This window comes from Aestuariibacter salexigens DSM 15300, assembly GCF_000429145.1.
GTDB classification, from domain to species: Bacteria; Pseudomonadota; Gammaproteobacteria; order Enterobacterales; family Alteromonadaceae; genus Aestuariibacter; species Aestuariibacter salexigens.
Window position 1 is genome coordinate 74,710 of record NZ_AUBH01000010.1, and the last position, 24,679, is coordinate 99,388.

A 24,679-nucleotide genomic window follows, 5' to 3' on the forward strand; every position below is an offset into this window, starting at 1 on the left:
GGGTGACGGAGTATTTTCCTAAGCGGTTTTTCTGGGCAACCAACATTTTATTCTGGCTGGCTGCGCTAACCGTTGTGTCATATATGCAGAGTCGCGTAGCGTCTGAAGTAGGTAGCGAGTATCAGTGGTCCAGGTTATGGACCATGATGAGTCCATGGTTTTTGAATTACATCTGGATCTCGGGTGTGGTGTTTGCCTTGAGCGCCTATCATTTCAGGCAACGTATTAAGACCAGTGTACAGATACTCAACCATGTCGTTGCAATGGTATTGTTGCTACTGGCGTATTGGATCGTGTCCTTGCTGATGCAATATGTTATTCGTGGCACGCCAATCGGCGAATACCCTGCTCACTTAGTGCAGGTCATACGCGGCACATCAATTATCGACCTACTGATGTATATGGGCATTGTCGCCATGAGTCTGGCGGTCTCTTATTACCATAAAAGCGTGGATGAACGCATACAACTGAGACGTCTGCAAAGTGAACTGGTGCATGAACAGCTTAAATCGCTGCGCTCACAACTCAACCCTCACTTTTTATTTAACGCCCTGAATACCATTGCCAGTCTGGTCAGACTGAAGCGGGAAAAAGAAGCGGTAACTGCCCTGTCTGAACTGAGTCTAATGTTGCGTAAAACATTGGAATCAAAGAATGCCGAAGACATTAAATTGAAAGATGAGATTTCATTTATTAATAGCTATCTTGCCCTACAAAAAATGCGCTTTGCGGATAAATTGAATACTCGAATCAGTATCGATGAAGACTGCCTCGACGTCGAAATCCCCAATATGCTGCTGCATCCCTTGGTGGAAAATGCAGTGCAGCATGGCTCGCAGCTAGAGTCGAACATGAACAGGCTGGACTTGGAGGTCACACGCCATTTTGACGAGCTACGCATCAAACTGACTAACCAGGTGGCAGTGAACGATCAGCATGAGGGGTATGGCATTGGTCTGAACAATACCCGTGAGCGCCTTGCCCGCCTGTACCGACATTTTACTTTGGAATTAAGACCGCTAAACGGGGGATTGTTTGAAACCTTGTTAGCGCTGCCGATAGGAGAGCGACATGTTAAAAGTTTTGATCGCTGATGATGAACCATTGGCTCGCGAGACTATCATGATGCTGTTAGCCGATGTGGATGATATCAGCGAGGTGCGTCAGGCACAGGATGGCAACGCGGCGATTCGTGAGGCTGCTCAGTTTTCACCTGATATCGTCTTTCTGGATATCGAGATGCCAGGACTATCCGGATTAGAGGTTGCCAAGGCGTTGCCCGCATCCTGTACCGTTATTTTTGTGACGGCCTACAACGAACATGCAGTAAGAGCGTTTGAACTCAATGCGATTGACTATCTGCTTAAGCCTTTTGACGATCACCGATTTTATCGTGCACTAGAGAAGGTCAGGCAACGCCGCACTAGCGACAGCATACAAGGCGGGGATTTAAAACAGATAAGCTCCTTACTGGCAACACTGGGGCAAAAGTCGCTGTATCGGGAGCGACTGGTGATCAGGGAACCGGGCAGAATTCGCCTGATTGATGTCGATCAGATTATGTATATTACCGGAGCCGGCAACTATGCCGAGCTGCACCTGTCTGATGGCAAAGTGGTACTGCATCGCGAGACGCTGTCGGTTTTGGACGAACAATTAGATCCTGAGCACTTTGTACGTATCCACCGCTCGTCTATCGTCAGACGCAATATGGTCACAGAGTTAAGACCGAACGATAAGGGCGACTATCAGGTCATTTTAAGTAATGGTGAGCAGCTGACGTTATCGCGACGCAATCGGGCCAAGCTAGAGGTGCTAACCTGCTAAGTGAACAATGATCTTCTGATGCCTTATGTGCATACTAGATAAGTCATTTAACACTTTGGAATTTTCATGATGCTCAAGAAACTTGCTATTGCCTGTTCGTTTATTGCGCTGACAGCCGCTGCCGACGATCGCTTTGCGAATGTTGAAATCAAAACAACACCGATTAAAGGCTCGGTGTATATGTTGGAAGGCTCAGGTGGAAACATTGGTGTATCAGCAGGAGAAGATGGGATCCTGATTATTGATGATCAGTATGCGCCCCTTGCTGAACGCATCGCCGCGGCCTTAGCTGAGATAAGTCCGGCGCCTACCCGTTATGTAGTGAACACTCACTATCATGGCGATCACACCGGGTCTAATGCATTCTTCCATGAGCATAAAGACGCAACCATATTTGCCCATGAAAATGTGCGGGTCCGATTGGCGTCCGATGATAAAACTGCACCAGCGACGCTGCCCGTGGTCACCTACGAAGACGGTGTAAAGTTCCACTTTAATGGTGAAACCATCCATGTATTCCACTTGCCTGAAGCCCATACTGATGGCGACAGTGCGGTATGGTTTGAACAGCAAAACGTGCTGCACACAGGAGATTTATTCTTTAACGGCCGTTTCCCATATATTGACCTTGGGGCGGGTGGCACAGTGAAAGGCTACATCGCCGCGATTGAAACACTGCTGGATAAGGTGACCGATGACACCATCATCATTCCTGGCCATGGTGGTCTTGCAACGCCTCAGGATTACGCTAAAACGCTGGACATGATCAAGCAAACCAATGCGTACGTGCAGGATCTTAAGCGTCAGGGCATGGGCGTTGAACAAATTATCGAAAAGGGACTGCCAGAAGAGTGGGCAGATTGGAGCTGGCGATTTATCAATGAAGAACGTTGGATAAAAACACTTTACTGATCAAAAAGCCCGATACGGCCGATTGGTGTGAGCTGCTGTCCTGGTTTACTAACCAGGAGCAGTTCACACAGTGGGCTGGACCTAACCTTTCCATACCCCAATCAGCGACACAGCTTAAATCGCAATTAACAGCCAATAACGTCGTTAACTGTGCCTTTACCTACAATGATAAATTGGCTGGTTTCGGCCAATTCACGACAAAACCGACGCATATTCATTTATCCCGGCTTGCCGTATCACCATCGTTACGTGGAAAAGGGCTGGGTAAAGCATTAGTCATGGCGTTGCTAACGCAGGCTAATCGCACTTTTCGGGCTAAGCCGGCATCCCTATTTGTGTATCAGAACAATAAGGCTGCTTTGCGATGTTATGAAGCGCTGGGATTCACACAGACGGCGTTACCTGACTGGGCGAGCGCCGCACCCGGTTGTTTGTTCATGGTGCGGCCATATAATTGCTAACTGAATTTACCGCGAAAAGCGTCGTTCTCCAGCGATCCAGGTTTGCAGTACCTGTATCCGCCAAATCTGCTCTGCAGGAATGCTGAACAGGTCCCGATCAACGACAATAAAGTCAGCCCACTTACCCACTTCAAGAGTGCCAATGACATCGTCCTGATGGGCGCTGTATGCAGCGTCCAGCGTAAAGCCTCTGAATGCCTGCTGTAGCGTAACGGCTTCTTCCGCTATCCAACCGCCCTGAGGCATGTTATCGCGATTTTGGCGTGTAACTGCGGCGTGTAGACCGTAAAACGGATTGGCGAGCTCGACCGGGAAATCTGAGCCGAAAGCAACAGGGGAGCCCTGCTGCAAGAAGGTTTGCCACGCATAAGCGCCTGCCAGTCGTGCTTTGCCGACGCGGTCCTCGGCCATGTTCATATCGCTGGTAGCATGGGTGGGTTGCATGGAAGGAATGATGTTGAGCGCCTTGAAGCGTAGGATATCGTCAACGTTAATCACCTGCGCATGCTCTACGCGATGGCGCAGTTCACGTCCACCCACTACGGAGAAGGTATTAGCGAACTGATCCAGCGCCAGACGATTCGCTTTATCTCCGATAGCGTGGTAATTGAGCTGGAAATTGGCGCCAATAACCGTATCGAACAGTGGCTTAAGATCTTTCTCTGCAGTGACCAGCAGGCCGTGATTGTGTGGCGCGTCTGAATAGGGTTCCAGCATGGCCGCGCCGCGACTGCCGAGGGCCCCGTCCCCGTATACCTTCACACTCCTGATCGACAGCATGTCATCATCACGTTCGATGTAGCCTGCCTTGAGCATGTCTTGTAGCGCCGGATCAGTCGCCGATAGCATGGCGTAGACGCGGAACGGCAGCGCTTCCTGCTTAACCTGACTCTGGTAAAAATCATATTCCGCTTTAGAAATACCGGCGTCATGTGCCGAGGTAATACCCAAGCTAAGCAAGTGACTGCCAACGGCATCAAGCTGAGCCTGATAGCGGCTCTCGTCCTTTTTCGGCAGCAATTCATCAACGGGCTTCATGGCATTGTCAATCAATATGCCTGTGGGGTTGCCATTGTCGTCTCGTATAATTTTTCCACCGGGTGGATCCAGGGTGTCTTTGGTAATACCCGCCATTTCAAGCGCTTTGCTGTTTGCCCATCCGGCGTGCCCGTCGACCCTTTCAAGCCAGACCGGTTTATCCGCAATAAATTCATCAAGCTGCGTCGCGGTGGGATAGGCTTTGCCTGGCCATAACACTTGATTCCAGCCTCTTCCCGTAATCCAGGTTTGTTGTGGGTGCTTGCGGGCATACTCGGCAACCGCTTCGACCGTGGCCGTGGCACTTGGTAAATCGCGTACGTCGACCTGCAGAAGGGTCTCACCCAACCTAAGGATGTGGCCGTGCGCGTCAATCAAACCCGGTAGAACATGTTTACCCTGTCCGTCTATTTTTTTCAGCTGCATTTCAGCAAGCTGTTCATCAGATACGTTAAGCATGGCTACTTTGCCTTGCTCCACTACCATATTCGTGAAGCTGATCAGTTCGCCTTTATTATTCAGCGTCTGGCCCTGAACGTTATGTAGGATAAAATCCTGACCAAATGATAAAAAACTTGTCAGTGTCAACAGGGTCAAGAGAAGCGCTTGACGCAATTTATTCATGAGTGTGCCTCGTTATTTATTCACTAAGTGACGGTGGAGTGTGTAACTGATCATTTTGCCAGACCCTGGACATAGAGCGCTGGTCAATGTTTCCACCTGACAGGATGACTAATACGGTCTTGGGGCCATTCTGGGTTTTCAACCACTGCACAATGGCTTCCATTGTCATGCAGCACGTTGGTTCAATGTGCAGTTTAAGCAGATGATGTAGCCACTGCGTCCAGTATACGATGCGCTGCTCGCTCACTTCATACAGGCCGTCCAAACGCTGTAAGTAGGGGAAAGTATGTTCACCGACGCTTGGTGTGGCAGCACCATCGGCCAATGTGTCTGGCGGGCCGTCGAGCGACACAATATTTCCCTCTCGTAACGAGCGGGCGGCATCATTGGCATTCAGCGGTTCCGCGGCGAACACGCTGGCAGCTGGACACATTTCCCGCGTTGCAACCAGTGCACCTGACACCAGTCCACCACCACCACAAGGTGCAAATACTGCATCAACCGGACCGGTTTGATTAAGTGCTTCCAGCGTCGCCGTACCCTGACCCGCAATAATATCCGGATGATTAAATGGAGGGATCCACTCAACCCCGTCATGCCTTGCTGCTTCAGCGACGGCTTCATCTGCCTCAGGTCTGGTACCGAACATGTTTATTTCGGCACCATAGGCACGCGTTGCGGCCGCCTTTACGGTAGAGATTCGGCTGGTGGTGTAAATGGTCGCGGGTATCTTAAAATGTCTAGCCGCATAGGCAACTGCCTGAGCGTGATTGCCTGAGCTGTTCGCGACGATGGCTGCAGGTAAAGCGTCGCGTTGCGCCATCGAGGCAATATAGTTGGTTGCCCCGCGCAGCTTAAATGCGCCGGTGCGCTGCAAGCACTCCGCTTTGAAAACCACGCGGTGACCCAGCCAGTGGTTGAGCAGTCTGGATTCAAATACGGGCGTTTTTTTTATGTACTTATCAATGCGCGCAGCGGCGGCCTGAATATCAGCAAGAGTAAGCATAATAAAGTGGCTGTTTAATCAGAAAAACTGCTGGCAAGACTGGCATAAATTAATTGTTGACTCTAGCCTTTTTCATCGGCGGATTTTTTATGCCATAGTTACCGCGTCAATCACTAATTTTTAGGAAAAAATTATGGGCCTTCTTGATGCTTTGATGGGCAATGCCTCGGAAGTCAACATCGATGACGTGCGCGAAGAGCTGGCGCCAATACTGGCTGACTCGGAACAGATCAGTCAGGTGTTAAAGTTAGTCAGGGATATGTTTGTGTTTACCGATAAGCGCCTGATCCTTATCGACAAACAGGGACTGACGGGCAAAAAAGTCGACTATCACAGCGTGCCGTATCGCGCGATTACTCAGTTCAAGATTGAGACGGCGGGGCATTTTGATATGGATGCAGAGCTTAAAATTTGGATCTCAGGTCAGTCGGAACCGCTGGAAGTTGAATTGAACAAGGATACCGTGGTGGCATTCCAGAAAACCCTGGCGAACCAGATGTTTGGATAAGCGCTATCAATCAATTGCGTTTTTTCTGTTTCCACGTACCGCCATATTGATATGTGGAGGTGTGTTGTTTGAGGTTTCTCTGGCAGCTGCTGCACATTAGCTGCCAGTCATCGACGGCACTGCCCCGGACGCGATACAGGATGCTGGCCGTTGATGAGCATGCAGCACACTGGCGTGGTGGTCTGGTTCTGTTACGACTTCCCATATCTGCTCTGGTCAGAGTCGCTTTGCCAGAGAGACAGCAGTCTTTGAACCCAATTCTACAAGATCCCCCCATAATTGCATTGCCCTGGTAGGCGTTCTTTGCATCGCCTAAAGTGCTTCATCCTTATGTGCAATCTCATCTGCATTGCAATGTTGCAACATCATAATAAGTTGGTGATTAGCTTCACTGCCATTCATCTCTAACAGTGTGATTTGCTTGCGATAGTGGATGTCGACAAACCGTTCAACACGATAGACCGTGTAATATACCCAGTCCGCGCCGAGCATCGCTGGTATCGACCCGGTGAGATAACCTGCCAACATCCAAAACGGCAACAAGAGGCTGCCGCGAAAGCTGTGAATAATCGCCTCGAACTCGCATAAGTGCTGCTTCTCTGTATCCAGATGGTGCGAGGCAAATCGCCGGACATCTCGATCCAATCGGAATCGTTGTACAAACAGGATACCACGATAGATCCACACGGCCCCTGTTTCACCCGCATGGCTTGAGCGCAATTCCCCCCGAACACGAGTGCTAAGCTCAGTGGCCGAAACGCTATCCATTAACGTTGTCTTTCCGTTTGTTTGGCGCTTTTTTTAGCACGTGTTGACTGGCCAATGCCAAGAGAAATAAGCACTGTCGTAGCTAACCAAACGACAGTAATTGCAATAAACATAGCGGACATAAGTTTCTCTTATATTTGAAATCGTGCTACGCCATTACGTTATGTGAAAATGTTAGATCACCTCAGTATTACCGAACCGGATGCCTTGATGCGCCATAGAAAAAGGTTCACTATCAAGCGCAGGACTATAAGGATGACAATCTAATGACAACAAATGTGTATGTCATTTTTGGCGCTGCCGTGCGCGAGAATGGCAGTCCCAGTGGCACCCTTGAACGCCGCACGACGGGCGCATGGCAATTCGCAGCTTCTCAACCGGGCGTGCATATCTTTGTGCTAAGCGGAGCGGTAGGAAAGTACCCGCCCTCAGAAGCACAGGTGATGCAGAATATATTAATGCAACTTGGTGCCATGCCGGACCAGCTGATTAAAGATGAAAAGTCGACTGATACGCTGGATACCATTATCAATACCCAAAACCTGATGCATACCCTCCCGGCTATTGATAACGTATTTGTTTGTACCAGTCCCTACCATAGTTGGCGATGTCGACTATTATTTCAGTTAAGGGGCATTCCGGCCAAGCGAGCCAGAATGCCCGGAGATTTAAAGTTTCTCGGCCTACGTAAGTGGTTGTTTTATTGTTTTAAAGAGTGCGTGGCGACGCCGTGGGATGCTTTGCTGATTTCTCTGAGACGATAGAAACACAATCACTGATAAAGAGGGCAAGGAATGAAACCCCAGTATCTCGCCGCCGCTATCGGCGTTATTTTAATCGCCGTTGTCATATTTTTCATGATAGACCCCGAGCCAAACGATTTAACCGAAGATCAACTTAAAGGTTGGCAGCTTATGAAAGTCGCACAAAACTTGTGCCTTTCGGGCGAGTCCAGTATGGCCGGTTTTAACCTGCAGACAATGTGGTCTAACCAAATTGAAGTACAGGCAGGAGGAAAAGCGGAGAAACAGAAAGGCGCTGTTGCCTATCTTGATGAACAGATCAGAAGTATACAGGATGAACAAATCCGGGCCTGTCTGGCTGATTTTTCAGAACGTATTAAAAACTGCATGTTAGATAACTGTAATGCTGCCTTACTGCCTAAAACCATCGACTTTGAATTTAAATTTGAACCAGAGACTGATTTGGCTTTTGTGGACGATAAAGAGGTCTTTTTTGGTCTGCAGCAACGAAGCAACAATCGTAAACTGGTGAGACAACAAGCAGGTAACTTCGTTGACACCATTGCGTTTCCCGCCAAGAATGAGGTCGTTACAGCATGGATAAGCCCGGCCACACTGGACAGTTTTATGGGCAATGAAAAAGTAAAATTCTACTTTACCCAAGCGTTAAAAATGCCAGAAGGACGTAAGGACTTTACCCGATATTCTTGTACAAGCTCGTCGGGATGTATCTGGGATGATGAGACTCCACATATTCTTCGCGTTGCCAAAACGCCAGACTTTACAAACACGGTATCCCGTTACTGGATAGCTCATGCTGTCGCCCAGCAAACTGGCTCAGATAGCTGGTCTATCCCTGATGTGGAGTATCTGAAGCAACATGCTGATGCGCGTAAGATTGGCTATACCCATTTCGTGATTCAGGCTAATGAAGCATTGCCCGATGAGGCGAATGGCTATTACGTCGATATCTCGGTAAATGGCGTTAACGCGCTGATTGACGGGGCGCCGGGAGAGTTTCACGTGCAGGACCTGCCTGCAGGTGGCAGCGTAAAATATGAGTTTGGTTTGCAGAATCTGAATTTTACCGGTGTCAACAGTGGCTGTGACACCATTCAGGTGCTGATTCAGGGAATGCGTGATGGACGAAAAGCAGGACAGCCGGTCACGTTAACACGCTCGTATGTGGCCCTCAGAGACGCAGCGATGGAGACCATCGAAGCGGGAGGTCAACAGTGGCAATGGCATGGGCGGTATGTGCGCGCGAATACCGACTATGATTACGAAGTATTTATTGCATCCCGCAAAGTCTCTGACGATTTGGTGTTTGAACGCCATATAGATGCCATCAGTAACACCGTCGATACCATGAACAATGCCAAACGGATATTTGATGCGGCGGGCCTGAAATATGAAGACACGCCTCTTGTTGCGGTCATCCGCCCGCCATTAACTAAAATTTCCTATGGACTCGCAGTGGGCATTGTTGAGCCCAACGGGCAGGTAAGATTCACTCTCGAAAAAAAGTTGGCCTATGACATCGCCGATTACTTGCTAACTGCAAGAAACCAGAGCAGGGAATTACGGCAAGTCATCAACAAAGATAAATATATCTACAAAGTCCGCGGGGATAGCGACCATGCTGCGTCGCCGAGGATATGTCCGGGCCAGGGAGTTGTGTAACTTTTTATCGTGTGCCCGCAGTGCTCCAAGCTGCTGTTAAGCCGATGCCCGCCTGCGCGGGCATGACTAAAGAGTTCCGCGTCTTGCCCGCAAGCTCTTGGGCGGGCATCCCTCATCGTCTTGCCCGCAATGCTTTTGGGCGGGCATCTAAGCCCTCCAAACAAGCATACCAAAGTTATTATTCCCTATACCTATGTATCACCTTTAGGATTTTTCCACATACGTTTCTGCGGTGTAATGCTCCTCGTTGAACGGCGACAGCCGAAATTAAAATACCATGTTGAGGATTACCCCATGAAAAAGTTCACTAAAGCGTCACTTGCCCTTGTTTCTCTGTCTTTCCTGTTTGCAGGCTCTGCCAATGCCAGCATCGAAGATGCACTGTCAAACATCTGTGCCATCGTACAGGCCGATGACAAAGGCGAACTGCGTAAGAAAATGCGTAAAGTCCAGTCTGACTATCGCCTTAAGCTGCAGGATTACTACAGCGGCGTAACCTGCGGTGGCAACAGCCTTATCCGCACAGCAATGCTGAACAACGCGGTTGAAGCAGGAGAGCTGTTGGTGAAGAAAATGCCTAAGTCTGCCCTGGATGAGCCAGAGCAGGATGGAAAAACACTGCAAGCGTGGATTTCAGAGCAGGGTCTTGAAGGCTCACCTATCCACGCAGTTATTCAGGAGCGTATCTAAGCAGATACCGCCCTGGCAACGAACGGAGACTCGTTGCACACACTTTGAACGTCATGTTGCTAGACGGACACACAGTTCAACATGGTAGGCGGGCTTCAACACCCCGCCATTGAGATACGGCCTCCATTGAGGCCGTTTCTTATTTTTCTACCACCGTAAATGTGCCGGGCTGGGCTTGGACAACGGTACCATCACTAAAGGTTACGTTGCGTTCCGTCTCCTCAAAGTTGTATACGACATAGTGCATATTAGTTGCGCTTCTAAACACCACAGCAGAAGGATAGTCGGCGGTAAGCTGACCGGTACCCATTGCCACATGCCCCAACTTTTTGAATGTATGCAGCCAGTGGTACGTGTGGGCCTTCGATTCTCCGGCTTCAGGCGTGTACGTACTGACCGTCTCGTAATCTTCTATACTGGCAAGCGCATCCGTCATGGCCCAGATATTCCACCATATGTCGCGCCATTGATCGGCAATCAATCCGGATGGCTTGCCATTATCAGATTCACTGAGTCCGAGCGTAACGTAATCAGTCAGATAGTCTGCGTGAACACCAATATGCAGATTGAGAGCATTGGTCGGCAATCCCTGTATACCAAGAATATGCGCCGTCGCTGCGCTAAACCAGGTGGAAAAGACAGCACCGTCGCCCCATACGATTGACGTGGTGATTCTGTCGTATCCGCTAGGGAAATTATTATTTTCATCGTCATTACCCCGATAGCCATCAATATTATTCCAGTATTGCCAATACGCGGCGGCTGTGGAGGCATGTAGATATGTGCCTCTGTCTATCATTTCCTGATCGCCAGTAATTTGTCCAAACAGGATCATTGCACCATACGCATTGGCAGCTTCAGAGGTCGACTCATTATTATTGCCGCGTACAAAGTTCACATTACCCGATGCCCAGGAGAAACCATTGGCGGGATCGAAATGTCGCAAATAGGGAAAAAGCGGATCGTCCCGTCCGCCTGCATAGTCGCGGATCAACAGTTTTATCATCTGGCCATATTGGTCATCAGAACACCATTGGGCCTCGTGTCGACAAATTTCAGCGGCCGCCCGCACAAAGTACCCATAATGAAAGTGGTGATCATTCAGCTGTTGATGAGCGGCGAAGGATTCTTCCATACCCAGCAACGTGTTCCATGTTTGGTCGTAAACAAAATATTTTTCTGTATCGAGCTGCTCATCGGTCTCGGCAGTAAACCAGTTCTCCAGTTCCGCTTTCAGCCAGCTCAACAGCTGCTGCTTCTGCTCATCCAAATTGACTGCATCTGCAATAGCAATAAGCTCAGCCACTTTTCCATACTGCTTGCCGCTCCAGTAGGTATCAGTGTAGGTATTCCACTGTGTTGAGGACGTTGCGGTAAATTCATTAATCAGCTCAGTCAATACCTCAGTATCCAGCGAATCAGTGAATGTTGGCAGGGCAGGTAATACACCGACATGTGGCAACTGATAGCTGAATTCACTTGCTACCATGAATTTACTGATGCCCCGAGCACTACGCACTGAATAGCCCGTGTCGTTAAGCGTGCCTGTGACATGCTTCCAGTGCAACGGTTGTAGTCCTGCCAGGGTCTCAGCCGGACTGCCATCTGCTTTAAGGTAACGGTGGGTGATGTTGACGGCATAGCTGTCTTTATCGACGGTGTAATCTATCTGCACATCCGCAACTTTTGTCTGCGCGTGTTCTGCAAATAGCGCGATCATGTCCTGTGAAGGCGTGGAAACAGCGGGCATCAGAGCAATGGTATAAGAATTCGAGGAATCAGAAACCGAGATGCGGTTGCCTGACACGTTGTCAAATTGGGTGTCGCCCTGTCCCGTCACCAAATAATAATTCGTATTGCCTGCCACGCTGGTCCATATTCCAAGGCTGCGATCATCCTGGTAATAAACGCCTTTTTCGCCGCCATCTTCGCGCAGCGTTTTGAGCAGCAAATTACCCTGCAGCACATCGACAAATACATACGGCGAACCGTGTACAAAGGTTGCCCGCATGACAGTCTCATTCTGAGCCTGCCATTCCACTGTTATGCTGCCATCGCTGGTACGAGATGCGAAGGCCCGCAGGTCGGCATACTCTGTGTTGGCAATTGCCATACCGTCAAAGACTTCGGCAAACGGATCTGGAATGCGGTAGCCGTAGTCGATACCGTAGACATTCAGTCCTCCTGGGATCCCCATCATTCTGAAGCCTGCATTGGTCACCCTCGCCGTAATGGGATCGGGTGTAATGTAAGCGGCATCATTAGGATCGCCAATGGTCATTTCGCCATTGAACGAGACAGATCCCCACCATCGGTGCGCGGCAACTGGCTGTGTAGCGGCTTCACCGCTTACATGTGGAAATAAAGGGTTAGGCTCACCGATGGGGGTACCCGTTGACGTATCGCAGTCCGCAATTCCGGGTGACACGACACCGGCGTTATAGATCCAGCTTCCATAATCATACACACAGCGGTAGCTGGCAGGATTTATCGTATCTGAAAAGCTCCCCGCCCCAAGGCGAGTAAGGTTATATTCAACATTTGCCGGTGGGGGAGTATCCGGGGAAATTGAAGAGGGGTCAGAATAGGTTTGGCTAAATCTGATGTTATCGAGTCGATAACGGTTACCTGTGTGAGCGGTCGCCCAGATAACCAGGCCAGTATCAACCTGAGAAAGGTTTAGCCCTGCCTGTTCAAGTTGCAGTAACGGCACAGTGATAGCAGTCCAGTTTTCGTCTACCGCGAAGCTGATGAACTGGTCTCCTGAGGTGCAAGGGTATACACAGTCAAGCTTCAGGGTGTATTGGCCATCACCTGACAGGGTTTTGATATCAAATAACAGCGCACCATCTCGAAAATCTGCAAGGTTAACCGGTGACGAGGACTTGATGAAAAAACCTGCAAATGCACCGCTACTGGCGTGCTCAATCTCAAGCACGTCACCCCTTTCCTGATCATTTATGGTTGTCCAACTGATGCTTGGACAGGCTGCACCACCGTCGTTATTACATTCACCATAGCCAATGGCTTCATCGAAGGCGTTGAGTCCTGCGTCCCAGGTATCGGAGACGATGCCCTGACTCAGCACAGACAATTCATCACTATTGGAGGCCTCTGTAACACGCACTGTGCGAATCGCTGTGGCAGTGTTACCTGCGCTGTCAATTGCCGAGTAGGTGAGAGAATAATCATTGGCAAGCGCAGTATTAACGGTGCCTGAGATATTTACACTGACTTCACCATCAACAAGGTCTACTGCAGTAGCACCCTGTTCGACGTAGATATCATCAACGTCAATCGACACCAGTGCATCACCGTTCAGCGTTATTGTCGGCGCTGTCGTATCGGCAACAATAACGGTGCGGGTTATGCTGGCTGTATTTCCCGCACTGTCAGATGCGCTGTAGGTGAGTGTGTATGTTCCTGCAGCACTGCCCACCGAGCCCGAGACAGACACGGTCACGCTGCCATCTCTGTCATCCGAGGCGGTGGCACCAGGATCGCTAAATGCGGTGCCCTGCTCGTGATTGATTACTGTTTCACCATTTAACGTGATCACGGGGGCGGTAGTATCCGCTGCAGGTGGTTGGGGTGTAGGGCTATCTGAGCCAGAACCGCCACATGCACACAGTGCTAGTGCCAGAATAAAAGGAAAAGTATGACGCACAGAAGTGCTCCTGAGAGAGGAAACATTCATCAGACATGTGTAGCCTGATGATTACAAGTCAGATGGGGTAGAGCGGACTAGAGGGCTGCTAAGGTGGCGACGTCGTTAATAAGATACCCGCCTGCGCGGGCATGACAAGCAGGGGGGCATGCATCTAAGCCTTCCAAACAAGCACACTAAAGTTATCACTTACTATACCTATGTATCACCTTAAGGATTTTTCCGCATACGTTTCTGCGGTGTATTGCTCCTCGTTGAACGGCGACAGCCGAAATTAAAATACCATGTTGAGGATTACCCCATGAAAAAGTTCACTAAAGCGTCACTTGCCCTTGTTTCTCTGTCTTTCCTGTTTGCAGGCTCTGCCAATGCCAGCATCGAAGATGCACTGTCAAACATCTGTGCCATCGTACAGGCCGATGACAAAGGCGAACTGCGTAAGAAAATGCGTAAAGTCCAGTCTGACTATCGCCTTAAGCTGCAGGATTACTACAGCGGCGTAACCTGCGGTGGCAACAGCCTTATCCGCACAGCAATGCTGAACAACGCGGTTGAAGCAGGAGAGCTGTTGGTGAAGAAAATGCCTAAGTCTGCCCTGGACGAGCCAGAGCAGGATGGAAAAACACTGCAAGCGTGGATTTCAGAGCAAGGTCTTGAAGGCTCACCTATCCACGCAGTTATTCAGGAGCGAATCTAAGCAGATACCGCCCTGGCAACGAACGGAGACTCGTTGCACACACTTTGAACGTCATGTTGCTAGACGGACACACAGTTCAACATGGTAGGCGGGCTTCAACACCCCGCCATTGAGATACGGCCTCCCTTGAGGCCGTTTCTTATTTTTACCGTCCACAATTTTTCTACTGCACCAGCTCTTGCTTGATAGCGATCAAGTCTTTCGGCTCGTATCGTTGATATGCTGCCGTCTCGCTCAATCAACAGAATGGAACGGCTTTGAATGTAGAGTCTCACGCAGGTGCGGCGCTCAATATGACCTCAAGCTGGGTCGGAATTGCGTCTCTCGGGATATTCCTGATTGCCTATGTGTTTATTATCCTTGAAGATAAAATTCATCTGCGCAAATCAAAGCCCATCATGATCGGTGCCAGCCTGGTCTGGTTGTTAATCGCGATTTATGCCCACTCGAAAGGGCAAATCGCGTTGGTAGCGCCGGCCATGAACGGCTATTTTCTGGAATACGCGCAGCTGTTCTTTTTCTTGCTGGTCGCCATGACTTATGTCAATTCGATGCTCGAGCGTGGTGTGTTCGATTCCCTGAGATACTATCTGGTATCTAGAGGGTCAACCTTTAGAAGTCTTTTCTGGACCACTGGTGTTCTGGCTTTTTGTATCTCCCCCATTGCAGATAATCTGACAACAGCGCTGATCCTGTGTGCCGTGGTCATGGCTGTTGCTAATGGCCATGCGAGATTTGTCAGCCTGTGCTGCATCAATATTGTGGTTGCGGCAAATGCTGGCGGTGCATTTAGCCCGTTTGGTGATATCACCACATTAATGGTGTGGCAGGCAGGTGTGGTCGAGTTTATAGAATTTTTCGACCTGCTGATTCCATCACTGATCAACTTTCTGCTCCCTGCCGCGGTCATGCATTTTTTTGTACCACGGGGCGTGCCAGCTCGTACGACGATTGAAGCGCCGGATATTTTGCATGGCGGAATACAAATTGTCGGACTCTTTCTACTGACGATCATGACTGCAATCTGCCTGCACTTTTTCCTTGAAATCCCCCCTGTGTACGGAATGCTACTTGGCTTGGGATATCTGAAACTGTATGGATTCTATTTGCGGACCCGATCTCATGGCTGGACCCACGGTACAGAAAACCCACCGGGCTCAACGGATGATCCTTACGATTTTGATGTGTTTTCAAAAATTGCCCACGCCGAGTGGGATACGTTGTTTTTCTTTTACGGCGTGATCTTGGCCGTTGGTGGACTGAGTTTTATTGGTTATCTGGATATCGTCTCACACGCCATGTATGGCAATCTGGATGCGACCACAGCCAATGTGCTGGTAGGGATTCTGTCGGCATTCGTGGATAACATCCCCGTCATGTTCGCCGTGCTGACCATGCAGCCCGACATGCCTCATGTTCAATGGTTATTAGTCACATTAACCGCCGGCGTCGGCGGTAGTTTGTTATCCATTGGTTCCGCAGCAGGCGTGGCATTGATGGGGCAGGCCAGAGGTTACTATACCTTTGCTAAACATCTGATCTGGACCCCAGTCATTGCACTGGGCTATGGCGCGAGTATTTGGGTGCATTTACTGATTAATGGATAAAAAGAAAGGCGCATAAAAGCGCCTTTGAATGTGATCCTGCATTACGGCTGTAAGTGCCGATCGAAGAAATTGGTAATGGTATGATAAAGATGTATACCGGTTTGCTTACCGCGAATGCTGTGTTTTTTACCGGGATAGTCCATTACTTCAAACGGCAATGCCAGATCCTGCAAGTGCTTGTACAACTTGGTACTGTGAGTGAACAAGACATTGTCATCGGCCATTCCGTGATATATCAGCAAGTCGCCTTTTAAGTCTTTGGCATAAGGAAAGACTGAGGCATCGGTGTAGGCTTTGTCGACTTCATTGGGGTTACCCATATAACGTTCGGTATAGTGGGTATCGTACAAACGCCAGTCCGTCACAGGAGCTCCCGCCACGCCTGCCTGAAAATACTCATTGGCACGGAACATGGTCATCAGTGCCATATACCCGCCATAGCTATGGCCGTATACGCCAATCCGCTGGGCATCAACATAGGGTAATGTGCGCAGGAATTTCACCCCAGCAACCTGATCGTCCACTTCGACATGCCCCATTTTCTGATACAGCGGATCTTCAAACGCTTTACCGCGTGCTTCGGAACCGCGATTGTCCAGGGTAAAAACAACGTAACCTTTACTCACCCAGTGCTGAACCAGCAAACCGCGTCGTCCCCAACCGTTGGTGACCATCTGTGCCCCCGGGCCTCCGTAAAGATATACAATCACCGGGCGCTTGCTACTGATATCCATTGGCGTGTAGAGACGGTAGTACAAATCCGTGCCATCGTCGGCCTTGATTGAGCCAAACGTTGGTGCAACCCACTCGTCCTGATACTTGTGTAAAGGGTGCGCGTCGTCGATAGCATTCTGCTCCAGCCACGTCAGCATGCTGCCATCGGCGCTGTGCAGGCTAACTTGCGGTGGTGTATTCGCTGTCGAGAAGCGGTCAACATAGACGCTGGCGTCTTTACTGAAGCTTACCCCATGCATGCCTGAGCGACTGCTGATCCTGTCGATTTCGCCGCCGTCGAAGCTGACAGCGTAAAGGTGGCGTTCAAGCGGAGTATCTTTACGGCCGCTGAAATATACTAGTCTACGCGTATTATCGACCGCTTCTATGCTATCGACTATCCAACTGCCCGCAGTCAGTTGCTTTTGCAGTGTACCGTCGAGTTGATATAAGTAGAGATGCTTGTAACCATCTCGCTCAGACGCCCAGATAAAATGTTTGTTGTCTTTTAAAAATACCAAATCATCATGCAGGTTAATCCATGTGGGGCTGTTTTCTTTGACCAGTATAGACTGCGTCATATCCTTCACTGATACTGCACGTAATTCTAATTGCTGCTGGTTTCGACTTTGCCACTGATAGGTCAGCATTGACCCATCGTTATTCCACGCCACCCTGGCGAGGTAGATATCTTTGTTTTCACCTAGGTCAAGCCAGCGAGTTTTGCCGCTTTGCACCGACATGATACCTAAATCAATCAGTACATTTGGTGTTCCTGCCTTGGGATATCTTTGCGTGATTGTTTTAATTTCATCGGCGTAGATTTCAGAACGGGTGATTTCCAGTACTGGTGACTCATCAACCCGGGTGAGCGCAATATGACTCTCATCGGGTGACCACCAATAACCCGTCATGCGGCTCATTTCTTCCTGAGCAACAAACTCCGCCATGGCGAATTTAATGTTACCGCCACCCTCTTGGGTCAGTTGCCGCTCTTCACCACTGGCAATATCCAGAATAAACAGGTTCTGATTGCGAATAAATGACAGATAATTGCCTTTCGGAGAGAGTTTTACGTCTGTTTCAAACTCTGGTGTATCCAACAGTTGACGGGCTTTTTTATCACCAAGCTTGTAATAGTAGGCGTCGCCACCGAGCGGAAACAACAGCGCTGTGCCGTCCTGTGACCATTGATAGCTCAGGATCCCGCTACCATATACTCGCATGCGCTCTCGCCGTGCTTTTTCTTCGTCAGACAGCTGTTCATCACCGCTATGTAAATCATCGGCGTCAAACAGCAAGCGGGTTTCACCGCTTTCAATGTGATATTCCCACAGGTCATAGCGTTCATAATCATTTTGCTTGCCCTGAATAAAGGTAACGCGCTTTCCGTCTGGAGCTACTTGTAGCTCTCTAGGTGCCTTCCCATCCAGTGCAGGGGAAGCCATGATGCGCTCTATGCTGAGCTTTTCTGCGCCTGCGCTAAACGAAAGTCCAGCGAGCATGCATATAAAATATTTCTTCATCATATTATTTTTGTTGGCTAGTGATCGGATCGCGGGCCAGTGTAATATGAATCTCGTTATCGTGGTACCTGCGGAGATCGTGGTGTGGTAGAAGTATACAATGCTGGACAAGACAAAACCTATACGGCCGTTGTATTAGGGGCAACTGGTCTGGTGGGCTCGGCGCTGGTGCAGCAATTGTTGCTCGATTCCCGTTATACCCAGGTGACGTGTCTGCTCAGAAAGCCGGTCAAGCACAGCCAGTGGCATGACCCAATGAAAAAGCTGCACCCGCTGGTCATCGATTTTGAGCAGTTGCAGGATTATCAGGGATACTTTGGCGTTAACCATGTATATGTATGCCTTGGCACGACGATGAAAAAAGCCGGCTCAAAGTCAGCCTTCCGCAGGGTTGATTTTGAGTTTGTGCATATCGCTGCGCAGCTTGCCAGAGGCCAGCGTGCAGAAAGTTTCGTATGGATCTCTTCGGTCGGAGCCGATGCCAAAAGTAGTAACTTTTATCTGCGCGTCAAGGGAGAGTTGGAGAATGCGATTCTGTCGATGCCCGGCCTGCGTAACCCTTCCGCAGTGCGACCATCATTACTTCTGGGCGAAAGAAATGATTCCCGTCCAGCAGAGCTATTTGGCATTCATTTCTCCCGTCTGTTAGCGCCTCTGATGTTCGGTCCATTGGCAAAATACAAGCCGGTATCTGCTGCAACTGTAGCGGCCAATATGATCCGTTTGCAGGTTTTTTGATGATGCTTGCATAGAAACGCTATCGTGGGGTTCACATTTAAGCAGTTTCATATTGACGACGACCTGTGTGCGATGAAAGTTGGCACCGATGCCATTATGCTTGGTAGCTGGGTACATAAATCCGACGCCCGAAACGCATTAGATATTGGCTGCGGAAGCGGCGTGCTCACGCTGATGGTGGCGCAACGTTGTTCGAATGAGAGTCACATCATTGCGCTGGATATCGATAAGAACGCCGTAGCGCAGACGCAGCGTAATGCACTCGCCAGTCGTTGGTCAGCATCCATTTCGGTGTTGCACGACAGCATTATCGATTTCAGCTCGAACACGTCCGAGCGCTTCGATCTGATTGTCAGTAATCCTCCTTTTTTTGATATTCCCAACAGAAAAACCCGCGCTTATCATGGGCTTGATGAAACCAGGAAGCGAGCACGCACCCAGCAAACATTGACGCTTGCTGAACTTAGCGAAAGCGTAAGCAAACTGCTTACTGATGAGGGCGAGTTTTATTGTGTGTTACCGATTGCACAGGCTGATGAACTGACTCATCTGGCCACTCAGCAACACCTTTATCTTACAAGAGAATTACAGGTGAGTAGCCGGGCGGGTAAACCACCCATTCGAAAGCTCCTGAACTTTTCCCATCAATACAGACCCTGTCAATCTGCTAGCCTCGTTATCCATCAGACAGATGGCGGATATAGTGATGCGTATAAAAGACTATGCCGGAATTTTTACCTTAATTTCTGAGCATCAAGCATAACTTGACAGTGGGAGTACCAGTGAGCCATTCTTGAGGTAAGCCTATTGCCGTGAGACTGTACAAATATGGCTGAGTTTGCATTACCTGATTCAATCCAGTCTTTGACGTCCTCCCTGTACCTGGTCAACTTTGACTTGCACGGGGTCGCTTTCACGGTACCTAAATTCGCCATCTACGCGATCATTCCCAGTCCAGTTTTTCAGCGGTTGGTTAAACACAATGGTAAAACCATAGCAATGATGCGTCTGGGTCGTTATGATGTGCCGGTTGTCGACCCTATCAGTCAGGACATCGATCCTGCACCCAAGTATGTGGTTATCGTCAGCATGTTTAAAGAAGGACGTTTTGGACTCTACGGACATCCGGCTGATCATTACAGCGACGACATTCAACTGCCCTTAACGCATAACGCTGTTAGTCGACTGCGCAACGAGTTCGGCTGACCTTCAGACAGGACAATACAGATATGCCATTTATTGCTGAGGCCTTTGGCGCGTTAGCTGTGGTACTCAATTTTATTGGCTACCGACAGAACGACGTCAACCGCTATCGGTTTATATCTGCGCTGGCGCTGGCCAGTGTCAGTACCCATTTCTTTTTGCTTGGCGCCATGGCGGCCGGAATAGGCTGCTTGTTGGCCAGTGTCAGAAATATTATTGCCATGCGCTATCGCAGCTACGGCGTTCTGTGGTTTTTTGTTGCGGCAAACCTGGCTTTTCTTGCCTATGAATGGTTTGCATTACAGCACGGCTGGCTGATTTTGGTGGCTTATGCCTCTTCGCTCATCTTCACAGTAGGATCTATCGTACTGCAGGATGCCACGCGTATTCGGCAGTGGTTTATTGTGGCCGAAGTGCTGGGCTTAATTTACGCCGTTATGGTAGGCAGTATATTCGGCAGCGTATTTAATATCAGTAACCTGGCCAGCATCGTGATCAAACTGAGACAAGACCGTGGTACGCCCCGCGTAGCCCGTGGGCCCACGTCATCATCTGACTAAATTATTGCTTTAGTGATTGCTGCGCCATCTCAGCGCGGCGCATCGGCATTCGGTCGATGACAGCAAACAATACATTCAGGTTGAGTGAGTTGTCGGTTTTTTTAACCCCACCATCTTTGCCGATGAGTACCACAGCAGATGCCTCCCGTTTGATAAGCGCGTGAAGTAGCTGTTTCAGCGAGGCGGATATTGCAAATGGGGCATTGGATATCAATTCGTCGTTGTCGATGACAAACCATAGAATGTCTCGCTCTTCTATTGCTGCCTTATTGGATGTTAGCAGCATGTGCGCTTTAGTCATGTTATCAATGACCAAAACACGGTGTTGCCACATGAGTTCGGCCAGTGAATTAACCTGTGCCGTACTGCATGACGCAAACAGCAGCAGTGCCATTATCATATTGCGATAGACCATTATGCTTTATGAGTGTAGTGATCTGATATGCTGTTGTACGCGAATAAGCGACAAACAGTTGTATTCATGTCACAACCTCAGGAAACATTGCATGTCAGCACCATGGAAACAGCGTCTAACCAGAAGTCTGCATTTATCACGCAGTAAGCCGGAAGCCAAATATTTTCAGCTCGCAACGGTTGGTCTGGACGGCATGCCGGACAATCGTACTGTAGTATTCCGTGGATTCAGTGACGAATCCGACGGATTGCTGGTTGTGACAGATACCCGCAGTGAAAAATTCACTCAACTACAGCGTAACCCGGCTGCCTGCGTGGTGTGGTACTTTACGAAAAGTCGGGAGCAATACCGCTTTAAAGGTAACACTGCCATTTTGATTGATGCACAGACGGATACCACAAACGTGGTTGATACTCATAATGAGGTGATAACGAAAACAGCACTGACACCTTTCTGGAGTAGCTTATCTGCTGGTACTCGCAGCCAGTTTTACTGGCCTCATCCTGGCCGTGAGGTCACCGAGGATGAACCGAGCAACGCGGATATCGATGTACTGTCTCCGTACTTTAGCGTGCTGCGGATTGTGCCAACTGAGGTGCAGTTTTTGGATTTGAAAGCCTCACCTCAACAGCGAGAGAGTTATACATGGCAAGAGGCCAACTGGCACGTGAAACAGATAAATCCCTGACATAAAAAAACCGACGCTAAGGCGTCGGTTTTTATTGTCTTTCAATCGTGCTCTACTGAACGAGTACAGAAACCTGCTGTATACCAGCTTCTTTCGCCTGGTTCATTACTTCAACCACAACACCATGCTCGGTGTTTTTGTGCGCCAGAATCGCTGCAGCGTCAGTGTTATTTTCAGCAAGATAACTCTGAATGTTTGCCACGATGCGACGAATGTCAACCACGCGGTTATCCATCTGTATCTCACCGGTTTCGCTAATCCGGATAGACAAAGCCTTACTTGGCTTGGTGGACTGCTGATTTTCTTTCGGGCGATTTGCCTCCAGTCCTTTCTCTTTGACAAACGATGTTGTCACGATAAAGAAGATCAACATGATGAACACGATATCCAGCATAGGAGTCATGTCGATTTGTGCGTCGTCATCGGCAGAGGTATGCTTTTTTCTTTTCATCTCGATACTGTTTAGTTACATCAGACGACGTAGTATATCGCCTCAATAAAAAATAGGTAGGGGGGATGTAAACGAATTTGCCAATTTTTTAACAGGTCGGATGTTTTTTAATTGGTTAGGTTAAAAAATTACCCGTCTTGTCGTTCCAATGCAGTACCCAATAACGAGAAATAACGCATAAAGTAATGGCCAATGCGTTTTCTGTGAGCATCTTCTGGATAAATTCCAACCTGAGCCTCGGCAGATTGCTTGGTACCTTGGACCAGAAATGCGTTTTTCAAAGGCTGATCCTGAATAAAGGCTTCAAACGCTCTGGCGCAAACCTCCTGTGGCTGAGCATAATAAAATGTCCCCATCGCCCGGTCGGCAGCACTGCTTCTGACAAACAGATCGCTGGGTTGGTCGCTATCTGGTTGTAAAAAAATATGCTGATAGCATGCTTCAAGTCGTTGATTGAGTGGGTGCTCTTTTACCTGAGCGTTTTTTAGCCAAAGCGCAGAAGCGAAGTCGTGATGGCTGGCCGACGTAAAAAAGCGGGTGCTGATAAAATGATCGAAGGCGTGAAACCACTCATGGGCCAGTGCGCCACCACCGGCATTTTTTGCTAAGGCCAGGGTGCGTGTCGCAGCATTGTAATGCGCAGAGCTAAATTTTTGCCCACCTTTTCCAAACGCCAGCGACAAGGTGCCATTTAGCGAAATAACACGCTCTGGCACACATAAGATAGACATCAGATCGCACAGCGCGTCAAAAAACAGGTTAGCGGCGATTTGTTGTTCGTGGGCGGTGACCCACCTGCCAATATTTACGGTTCTGAATGCGAAAATCTTCACGATGTCGCCAAAGGTCACATCAGCGCCGTCGCGATGACTTGGACCATTTCTATAAAAATGGCGATGCAGTCGAGATTTGGGATAAGAAGACGTCATGGTCACCCATCAATTAAATTAAAAACCTTAAGGTTCCTCTCAGTTTTGGCTGGTAACGGATAAACATTATCAGTGGAAGTCGTGTATTAATCCGTTTACGTTCTATGATCATCTATTAACCTAAAGGTAGTTTCAATTACAGGGAGCAAGATTGATGCGTAAACAACCCCATGGACTATTGAATCGCGGCAAACGCTTTACTCATGATGTCATTCTTCACACGCCAATCATTAAGTCGTCATTATTGTTAATTGTGTTGTGGCTGTTATTTGCGGCAGGTCTATACGTTGCCGAGCAGGAAGCGCAGGGCAGCAGCATCACATCCTATGGACGCGCGCTGTACTGGGGAATCGCCGCCTTTTCAACTGCAGGGATTGCAGATATGCCGAAAACTGGCGCAGCAGTATTTATCGGGGGAGCCTGGATTGTTATTGGTTCACTGGTGTTTTTTGGGGCGATTATGGCGACGGTAACTGCCTACTTCATGCGCCCCATGCAACGGCCATATAAACAAATCATCAATACCATTGAGTACAATCTTGAACAGCTAGACGATTTATCGCTGGAAGAGTTGGAGCTGCTCAAGAACACCACCGACTCGCTGATAGAGCATGTTGAACGACTCAAAACGGCCAAAGCGAAAGCTGCACAGCAGCGATTTAAAGGCGCGTGATCAGTCTTCCAGTTCAGTCAAAAGTTGGGTGCACCACTGCTGAATACGCTCGTCGGTGACATCAAACTGGTTCTCATCATCCAGTGACAGGCCAACAAATTGGGTCTTATCTTCTGTAAGTGCTTTTGAGGCGGCAAACTCATAGCCTTCATTTGGCCAGTAACCAATAAAATGACATCCTAAAACGGCAAGTTCGTCATGCAGCATGCCAAGTGCATCCTGAAACCAGTCTGCATAGCCAATTTGATCCCCCAGGCCGTACAGCGCAACCACCTTATCCTGCAGATTCAGTGATTTGATATCGTCCCAGTGGGACTCCCAGTCTTCCTGTAATTCACCAAAGTCCCAGGTTGAAATACCAAAAATCAGAATGTCATAAGCCTCGGCGCGGGTAAGCGGGGTGTCTTTGATGTTAAACAGTTCGACAACGTGAGCATCAAACAACTGATTCAGCTCGGCCTGAATTTTTTCGGCAGCCATCTCTGTATAACAGGTCGTCGAGCCGTAAAATAAGCCAATGTGAAACGCTGGATCTGACATTTTTGCTCCAT

26 protein-coding genes are annotated in these 24,679 nt (G+C 49.1%); 17 read left to right on the forward strand and 9 right to left on the reverse strand.

All coding sequences use genetic code 11. The annotated features are described in order from the left end of the window. Window positions 1–2 precede the first annotated feature (2 nt). From G441_RS18685 to G441_RS19560, 4 genes are all read left to right on the forward strand, one after another. On the forward strand, window positions 3–1,094 hold the full coding sequence (locus tag G441_RS18685) for a sensor histidine kinase (protein WP_051275598.1): 1,092 nt from the start codon (window positions 3–5) through the stop codon (window positions 1,092–1,094). After that, on the forward strand, window positions 1,072–1,827 hold the full coding sequence (locus G441_RS0113260; RefSeq protein WP_026376800.1) for a LytR/AlgR family response regulator transcription factor: 756 nt from the start codon (window positions 1,072–1,074) through the stop codon (window positions 1,825–1,827). Before G441_RS18685 ends, G441_RS0113260 begins: the two co-directional genes overlap by 23 nt. A gap of 66 nt (window positions 1,828–1,893) precedes the next feature. Beyond that, window positions 1,894–2,739, forward strand: coding sequence for an MBL fold metallo-hydrolase (locus G441_RS0113265; protein ID WP_034475150.1), 846 nt, complete (start codon window positions 1,894–1,896; stop codon window positions 2,737–2,739). Further along, window positions 2,718–3,200, forward strand: coding sequence for a GNAT family N-acetyltransferase (locus G441_RS19560; RefSeq protein WP_084407379.1), 483 nt, complete (start codon window positions 2,718–2,720; stop codon window positions 3,198–3,200). The genes G441_RS0113265 and G441_RS19560 overlap by 22 nt, the downstream gene beginning before the upstream one ends. 6 nt (window positions 3,201–3,206) lie before the next feature. On the opposite strand, the gene G441_RS0113270 is transcribed toward G441_RS19560, so the two are convergent. Both G441_RS0113270 and G441_RS0113275 read right to left on the reverse strand, forming a co-directional pair. After that, window positions 3,207–4,862 carry an amidohydrolase gene (locus G441_RS0113270; protein WP_084407370.1) on the reverse strand — a complete coding sequence of 552 codons (1,656 nt, stop codon included), beginning with the start codon at window positions 4,860–4,862 and terminating at the stop codon, window positions 3,207–3,209. A 16-nt stretch (window positions 4,863–4,878) separates the two neighbouring features. Next, window positions 4,879–5,868, reverse strand: a complete 990-nt coding sequence (locus G441_RS0113275) for a serine/threonine dehydratase (protein ID WP_026376803.1) — start codon at window positions 5,866–5,868, stop codon at window positions 4,879–4,881. A gap of 133 nt (window positions 5,869–6,001) precedes the next feature. Between G441_RS0113275 and G441_RS0113280 the strand changes: the two genes are divergently transcribed. Both G441_RS0113280 and G441_RS19845 read left to right on the forward strand, forming a co-directional pair. Continuing rightward, complete coding sequence (locus G441_RS0113280) at window positions 6,002–6,376, forward strand: PH domain-containing protein (protein ID WP_026376804.1); 375 nt, start codon at window positions 6,002–6,004, stop codon at window positions 6,374–6,376. A 68-nt stretch (window positions 6,377–6,444) separates the two neighbouring features. Continuing rightward, a complete protein-coding gene (locus tag G441_RS19845) occupies window positions 6,445–6,672 on the forward strand; it encodes a hypothetical protein (RefSeq protein ID WP_169726082.1) in 228 nt (75 codons plus the stop codon). Window positions 6,673–6,688: 16 nt separating this feature from the next. Here G441_RS19845 and G441_RS18690 read toward each other — a convergent pair whose 3' ends face one another. Continuing rightward, on the reverse strand, window positions 6,689–7,144 hold the full coding sequence (locus tag G441_RS18690; protein WP_240485142.1) for a demethoxyubiquinone hydroxylase family protein: 456 nt from the start codon (window positions 7,142–7,144) through the stop codon (window positions 6,689–6,691). A 266-nt stretch (window positions 7,145–7,410) separates the two neighbouring features. On the opposite strand from G441_RS18690, the gene G441_RS0113295 reads away from it, so the two are divergent. From G441_RS0113295 to G441_RS0113305, 3 genes are all read left to right on the forward strand, one after another. Then, entirely contained in the window at window positions 7,411–7,908 is a 498-nt protein-coding gene (locus tag G441_RS0113295; protein WP_026376805.1) for a YdcF family protein, read from the forward strand. A gap of 30 nt (window positions 7,909–7,938) precedes the next feature. Beyond that, entirely contained in the window at window positions 7,939–9,570 is a 1,632-nt protein-coding gene (locus tag G441_RS0113300; RefSeq protein ID WP_026376806.1) for a hypothetical protein, read from the forward strand. A gap of 294 nt (window positions 9,571–9,864) precedes the next feature. After that, the gene (locus tag G441_RS0113305; RefSeq protein WP_026376807.1) at window positions 9,865–10,260 is read left to right on the forward strand and encodes a DUF3718 domain-containing protein; all 396 of its coding nucleotides are present in this window, start codon (window positions 9,865–9,867) and stop codon (window positions 10,258–10,260) included. 139 nt (window positions 10,261–10,399) lie between these two features. On the opposite strand, the gene G441_RS18695 is transcribed toward G441_RS0113305, so the two are convergent. Continuing rightward, window positions 10,400–13,927 (reverse strand): glycosyl hydrolase, encoded by a 3,528-nt coding sequence (locus G441_RS18695; RefSeq protein WP_240485143.1) that lies wholly within the window; start codon window positions 13,925–13,927, stop codon window positions 10,400–10,402. Window positions 13,928–14,228: 301 nt separating this feature from the next. On the opposite strand from G441_RS18695, the gene G441_RS0113315 reads away from it, so the two are divergent. Both G441_RS0113315 and nhaD read left to right on the forward strand, forming a co-directional pair. After that, window positions 14,229–14,624 (forward strand): DUF3718 domain-containing protein, encoded by a 396-nt coding sequence (locus tag G441_RS0113315; protein WP_026376807.1) that lies wholly within the window; start codon window positions 14,229–14,231, stop codon window positions 14,622–14,624. A gap of 257 nt (window positions 14,625–14,881) precedes the next feature. After that, entirely contained in the window at window positions 14,882–16,231 is a 1,350-nt protein-coding gene (nhaD, locus tag G441_RS0113320) for a sodium:proton antiporter NhaD (protein ID WP_026376808.1), read from the forward strand. Window positions 16,232–16,272: 41 nt separating this feature from the next. Here nhaD and G441_RS0113325 read toward each other — a convergent pair whose 3' ends face one another. Next, window positions 16,273–18,471 carry a S9 family peptidase gene (locus G441_RS0113325; protein ID WP_026376809.1) on the reverse strand — a complete coding sequence of 733 codons (2,199 nt, stop codon included), beginning with the start codon at window positions 18,469–18,471 and terminating at the stop codon, window positions 16,273–16,275. Between the two features lie 84 nt (window positions 18,472–18,555). On the opposite strand from G441_RS0113325, the gene G441_RS0113330 reads away from it, so the two are divergent. From G441_RS0113330 to G441_RS18700, 4 genes are all read left to right on the forward strand, one after another. Continuing rightward, window positions 18,556–19,209 carry an NAD(P)H-binding protein gene (locus G441_RS0113330; protein ID WP_051275599.1) on the forward strand — a complete coding sequence of 218 codons (654 nt, stop codon included), beginning with the start codon at window positions 18,556–18,558 and terminating at the stop codon, window positions 19,207–19,209. A gap of 24 nt (window positions 19,210–19,233) precedes the next feature. Beyond that, the gene (locus G441_RS0113335; RefSeq protein ID WP_051275600.1) at window positions 19,234–19,959 is read left to right on the forward strand and encodes a tRNA1(Val) (adenine(37)-N6)-methyltransferase; all 726 of its coding nucleotides are present in this window, start codon (window positions 19,234–19,236) and stop codon (window positions 19,957–19,959) included. 78 nt (window positions 19,960–20,037) lie between these two features. Continuing rightward, window positions 20,038–20,415: a hypothetical protein gene (locus G441_RS0113340; RefSeq protein ID WP_026376812.1), complete on the forward strand. Its 378-nt coding sequence runs from the start codon at window positions 20,038–20,040 to the stop codon at window positions 20,413–20,415. A gap of 23 nt (window positions 20,416–20,438) precedes the next feature. Continuing rightward, window positions 20,439–20,972: a YgjV family protein gene (locus tag G441_RS18700; RefSeq protein WP_051275601.1), complete on the forward strand. Its 534-nt coding sequence runs from the start codon at window positions 20,439–20,441 to the stop codon at window positions 20,970–20,972. A 1-nt stretch (window position 20,973) separates the two neighbouring features. On the opposite strand, the gene G441_RS18705 is transcribed toward G441_RS18700, so the two are convergent. After that, on the reverse strand, window positions 20,974–21,366 hold the full coding sequence (locus G441_RS18705) for a DUF4174 domain-containing protein (RefSeq protein ID WP_169726085.1): 393 nt from the start codon (window positions 21,364–21,366) through the stop codon (window positions 20,974–20,976). A gap of 112 nt (window positions 21,367–21,478) precedes the next feature. Here G441_RS18705 and G441_RS0113355 point away from each other — a divergent pair, with 112 nt between their 5' ends. Next, window positions 21,479–22,075: a pyridoxamine 5'-phosphate oxidase family protein gene (locus G441_RS0113355; protein ID WP_026376813.1), complete on the forward strand. Its 597-nt coding sequence runs from the start codon at window positions 21,479–21,481 to the stop codon at window positions 22,073–22,075. Window positions 22,076–22,127: 52 nt separating this feature from the next. On the opposite strand, the gene G441_RS0113360 is transcribed toward G441_RS0113355, so the two are convergent. Both G441_RS0113360 and G441_RS0113365 read right to left on the reverse strand, forming a co-directional pair. Continuing rightward, window positions 22,128–22,526 (reverse strand): ExbD/TolR family protein, encoded by a 399-nt coding sequence (locus G441_RS0113360; RefSeq protein ID WP_026376814.1) that lies wholly within the window; start codon window positions 22,524–22,526, stop codon window positions 22,128–22,130. Window positions 22,527–22,654: 128 nt separating this feature from the next. Beyond that, window positions 22,655–23,455, reverse strand: a complete 801-nt coding sequence (locus G441_RS0113365) for a CLCA_X family protein (protein ID WP_026376815.1) — start codon at window positions 23,453–23,455, stop codon at window positions 22,655–22,657. Window positions 23,456–23,609: 154 nt separating this feature from the next. Between G441_RS0113365 and G441_RS0113370 the strand changes: the two genes are divergently transcribed. Continuing rightward, the gene (locus G441_RS0113370; protein ID WP_026376816.1) at window positions 23,610–24,128 is read left to right on the forward strand and encodes a hypothetical protein; all 519 of its coding nucleotides are present in this window, start codon (window positions 23,610–23,612) and stop codon (window positions 24,126–24,128) included. On the opposite strand, the gene fldB is transcribed toward G441_RS0113370, so the two are convergent. Then, window positions 24,129–24,668 (reverse strand): flavodoxin FldB, encoded by a 540-nt coding sequence (gene fldB, locus G441_RS0113375; protein WP_026376817.1) that lies wholly within the window; start codon window positions 24,666–24,668, stop codon window positions 24,129–24,131. It abuts the gene before it with no gap. Window positions 24,669–24,679: the final 11 nt, after the last annotated feature.

What these genes read in the sequence shown, in the direction of transcription:
- G441_RS0113370 (WP_026376816.1), top strand. Translation starts at nt 23,610, where the DNA reads ATGCGTAAACAACCCCATGGACTATTGAATCGCGGCAAACGCTTTACT.
- G441_RS0113355 (WP_026376813.1), top strand. Translation starts at nt 21,479, where the DNA reads ATGTCAGCACCATGGAAACAGCGTCTAACCAGAAGTCTGCATTTATCA.
- G441_RS0113265 (WP_034475150.1), top strand. Translation starts at nt 1,894, where the DNA reads ATGATGCTCAAGAAACTTGCTATTGCCTGTTCGTTTATTGCGCTGACA.
- fldB (WP_026376817.1), bottom strand. Translation starts at nt 24,668, where the DNA reads ATGTCAGATCCAGCGTTTCACATTGGCTTATTTTACGGCTCGACGACC.
- G441_RS0113300 (WP_026376806.1), top strand. Translation starts at nt 7,939, where the DNA reads ATGAAACCCCAGTATCTCGCCGCCGCTATCGGCGTTATTTTAATCGCC.
- G441_RS0113280 (WP_026376804.1), top strand. Translation starts at nt 6,002, where the DNA reads ATGGGCCTTCTTGATGCTTTGATGGGCAATGCCTCGGAAGTCAACATC.
- G441_RS0113315 (WP_026376807.1), top strand. Translation starts at nt 14,229, where the DNA reads ATGAAAAAGTTCACTAAAGCGTCACTTGCCCTTGTTTCTCTGTCTTTC.
- G441_RS0113270 (WP_084407370.1), bottom strand. Translation starts at nt 4,862, where the DNA reads ATGAATAAATTGCGTCAAGCGCTTCTCTTGACCCTGTTGACACTGACA.
- G441_RS0113340 (WP_026376812.1), top strand. Translation starts at nt 20,038, where the DNA reads ATGGCTGAGTTTGCATTACCTGATTCAATCCAGTCTTTGACGTCCTCC.
- G441_RS0113305 (WP_026376807.1), top strand. Translation starts at nt 9,865, where the DNA reads ATGAAAAAGTTCACTAAAGCGTCACTTGCCCTTGTTTCTCTGTCTTTC.
- G441_RS0113360 (WP_026376814.1), bottom strand. Translation starts at nt 22,526, where the DNA reads ATGAAAAGAAAAAAGCATACCTCTGCCGATGACGACGCACAAATCGAC.
- G441_RS18700 (WP_051275601.1), top strand. Translation starts at nt 20,439, where the DNA reads ATGCCATTTATTGCTGAGGCCTTTGGCGCGTTAGCTGTGGTACTCAAT.
- G441_RS0113260 (WP_026376800.1), top strand. Translation starts at nt 1,072, where the DNA reads ATGTTAAAAGTTTTGATCGCTGATGATGAACCATTGGCTCGCGAGACT.
- G441_RS0113325 (WP_026376809.1), bottom strand. Translation starts at nt 18,471, where the DNA reads ATGAAGAAATATTTTATATGCATGCTCGCTGGACTTTCGTTTAGCGCA.
- G441_RS18705 (WP_169726085.1), bottom strand. Translation starts at nt 21,366, where the DNA reads ATGGCACTGCTGCTGTTTGCGTCATGCAGTACGGCACAGGTTAATTCA.
- G441_RS0113275 (WP_026376803.1), bottom strand. Translation starts at nt 5,868, where the DNA reads ATGCTTACTCTTGCTGATATTCAGGCCGCCGCTGCGCGCATTGATAAG.
- G441_RS18690 (WP_240485142.1), bottom strand. Translation starts at nt 7,144, where the DNA reads ATGGATAGCGTTTCGGCCACTGAGCTTAGCACTCGTGTTCGGGGGGAA.
- G441_RS0113365 (WP_026376815.1), bottom strand. Translation starts at nt 23,455, where the DNA reads ATGACGTCTTCTTATCCCAAATCTCGACTGCATCGCCATTTTTATAGA.
- G441_RS0113295 (WP_026376805.1), top strand. Translation starts at nt 7,411, where the DNA reads ATGACAACAAATGTGTATGTCATTTTTGGCGCTGCCGTGCGCGAGAAT.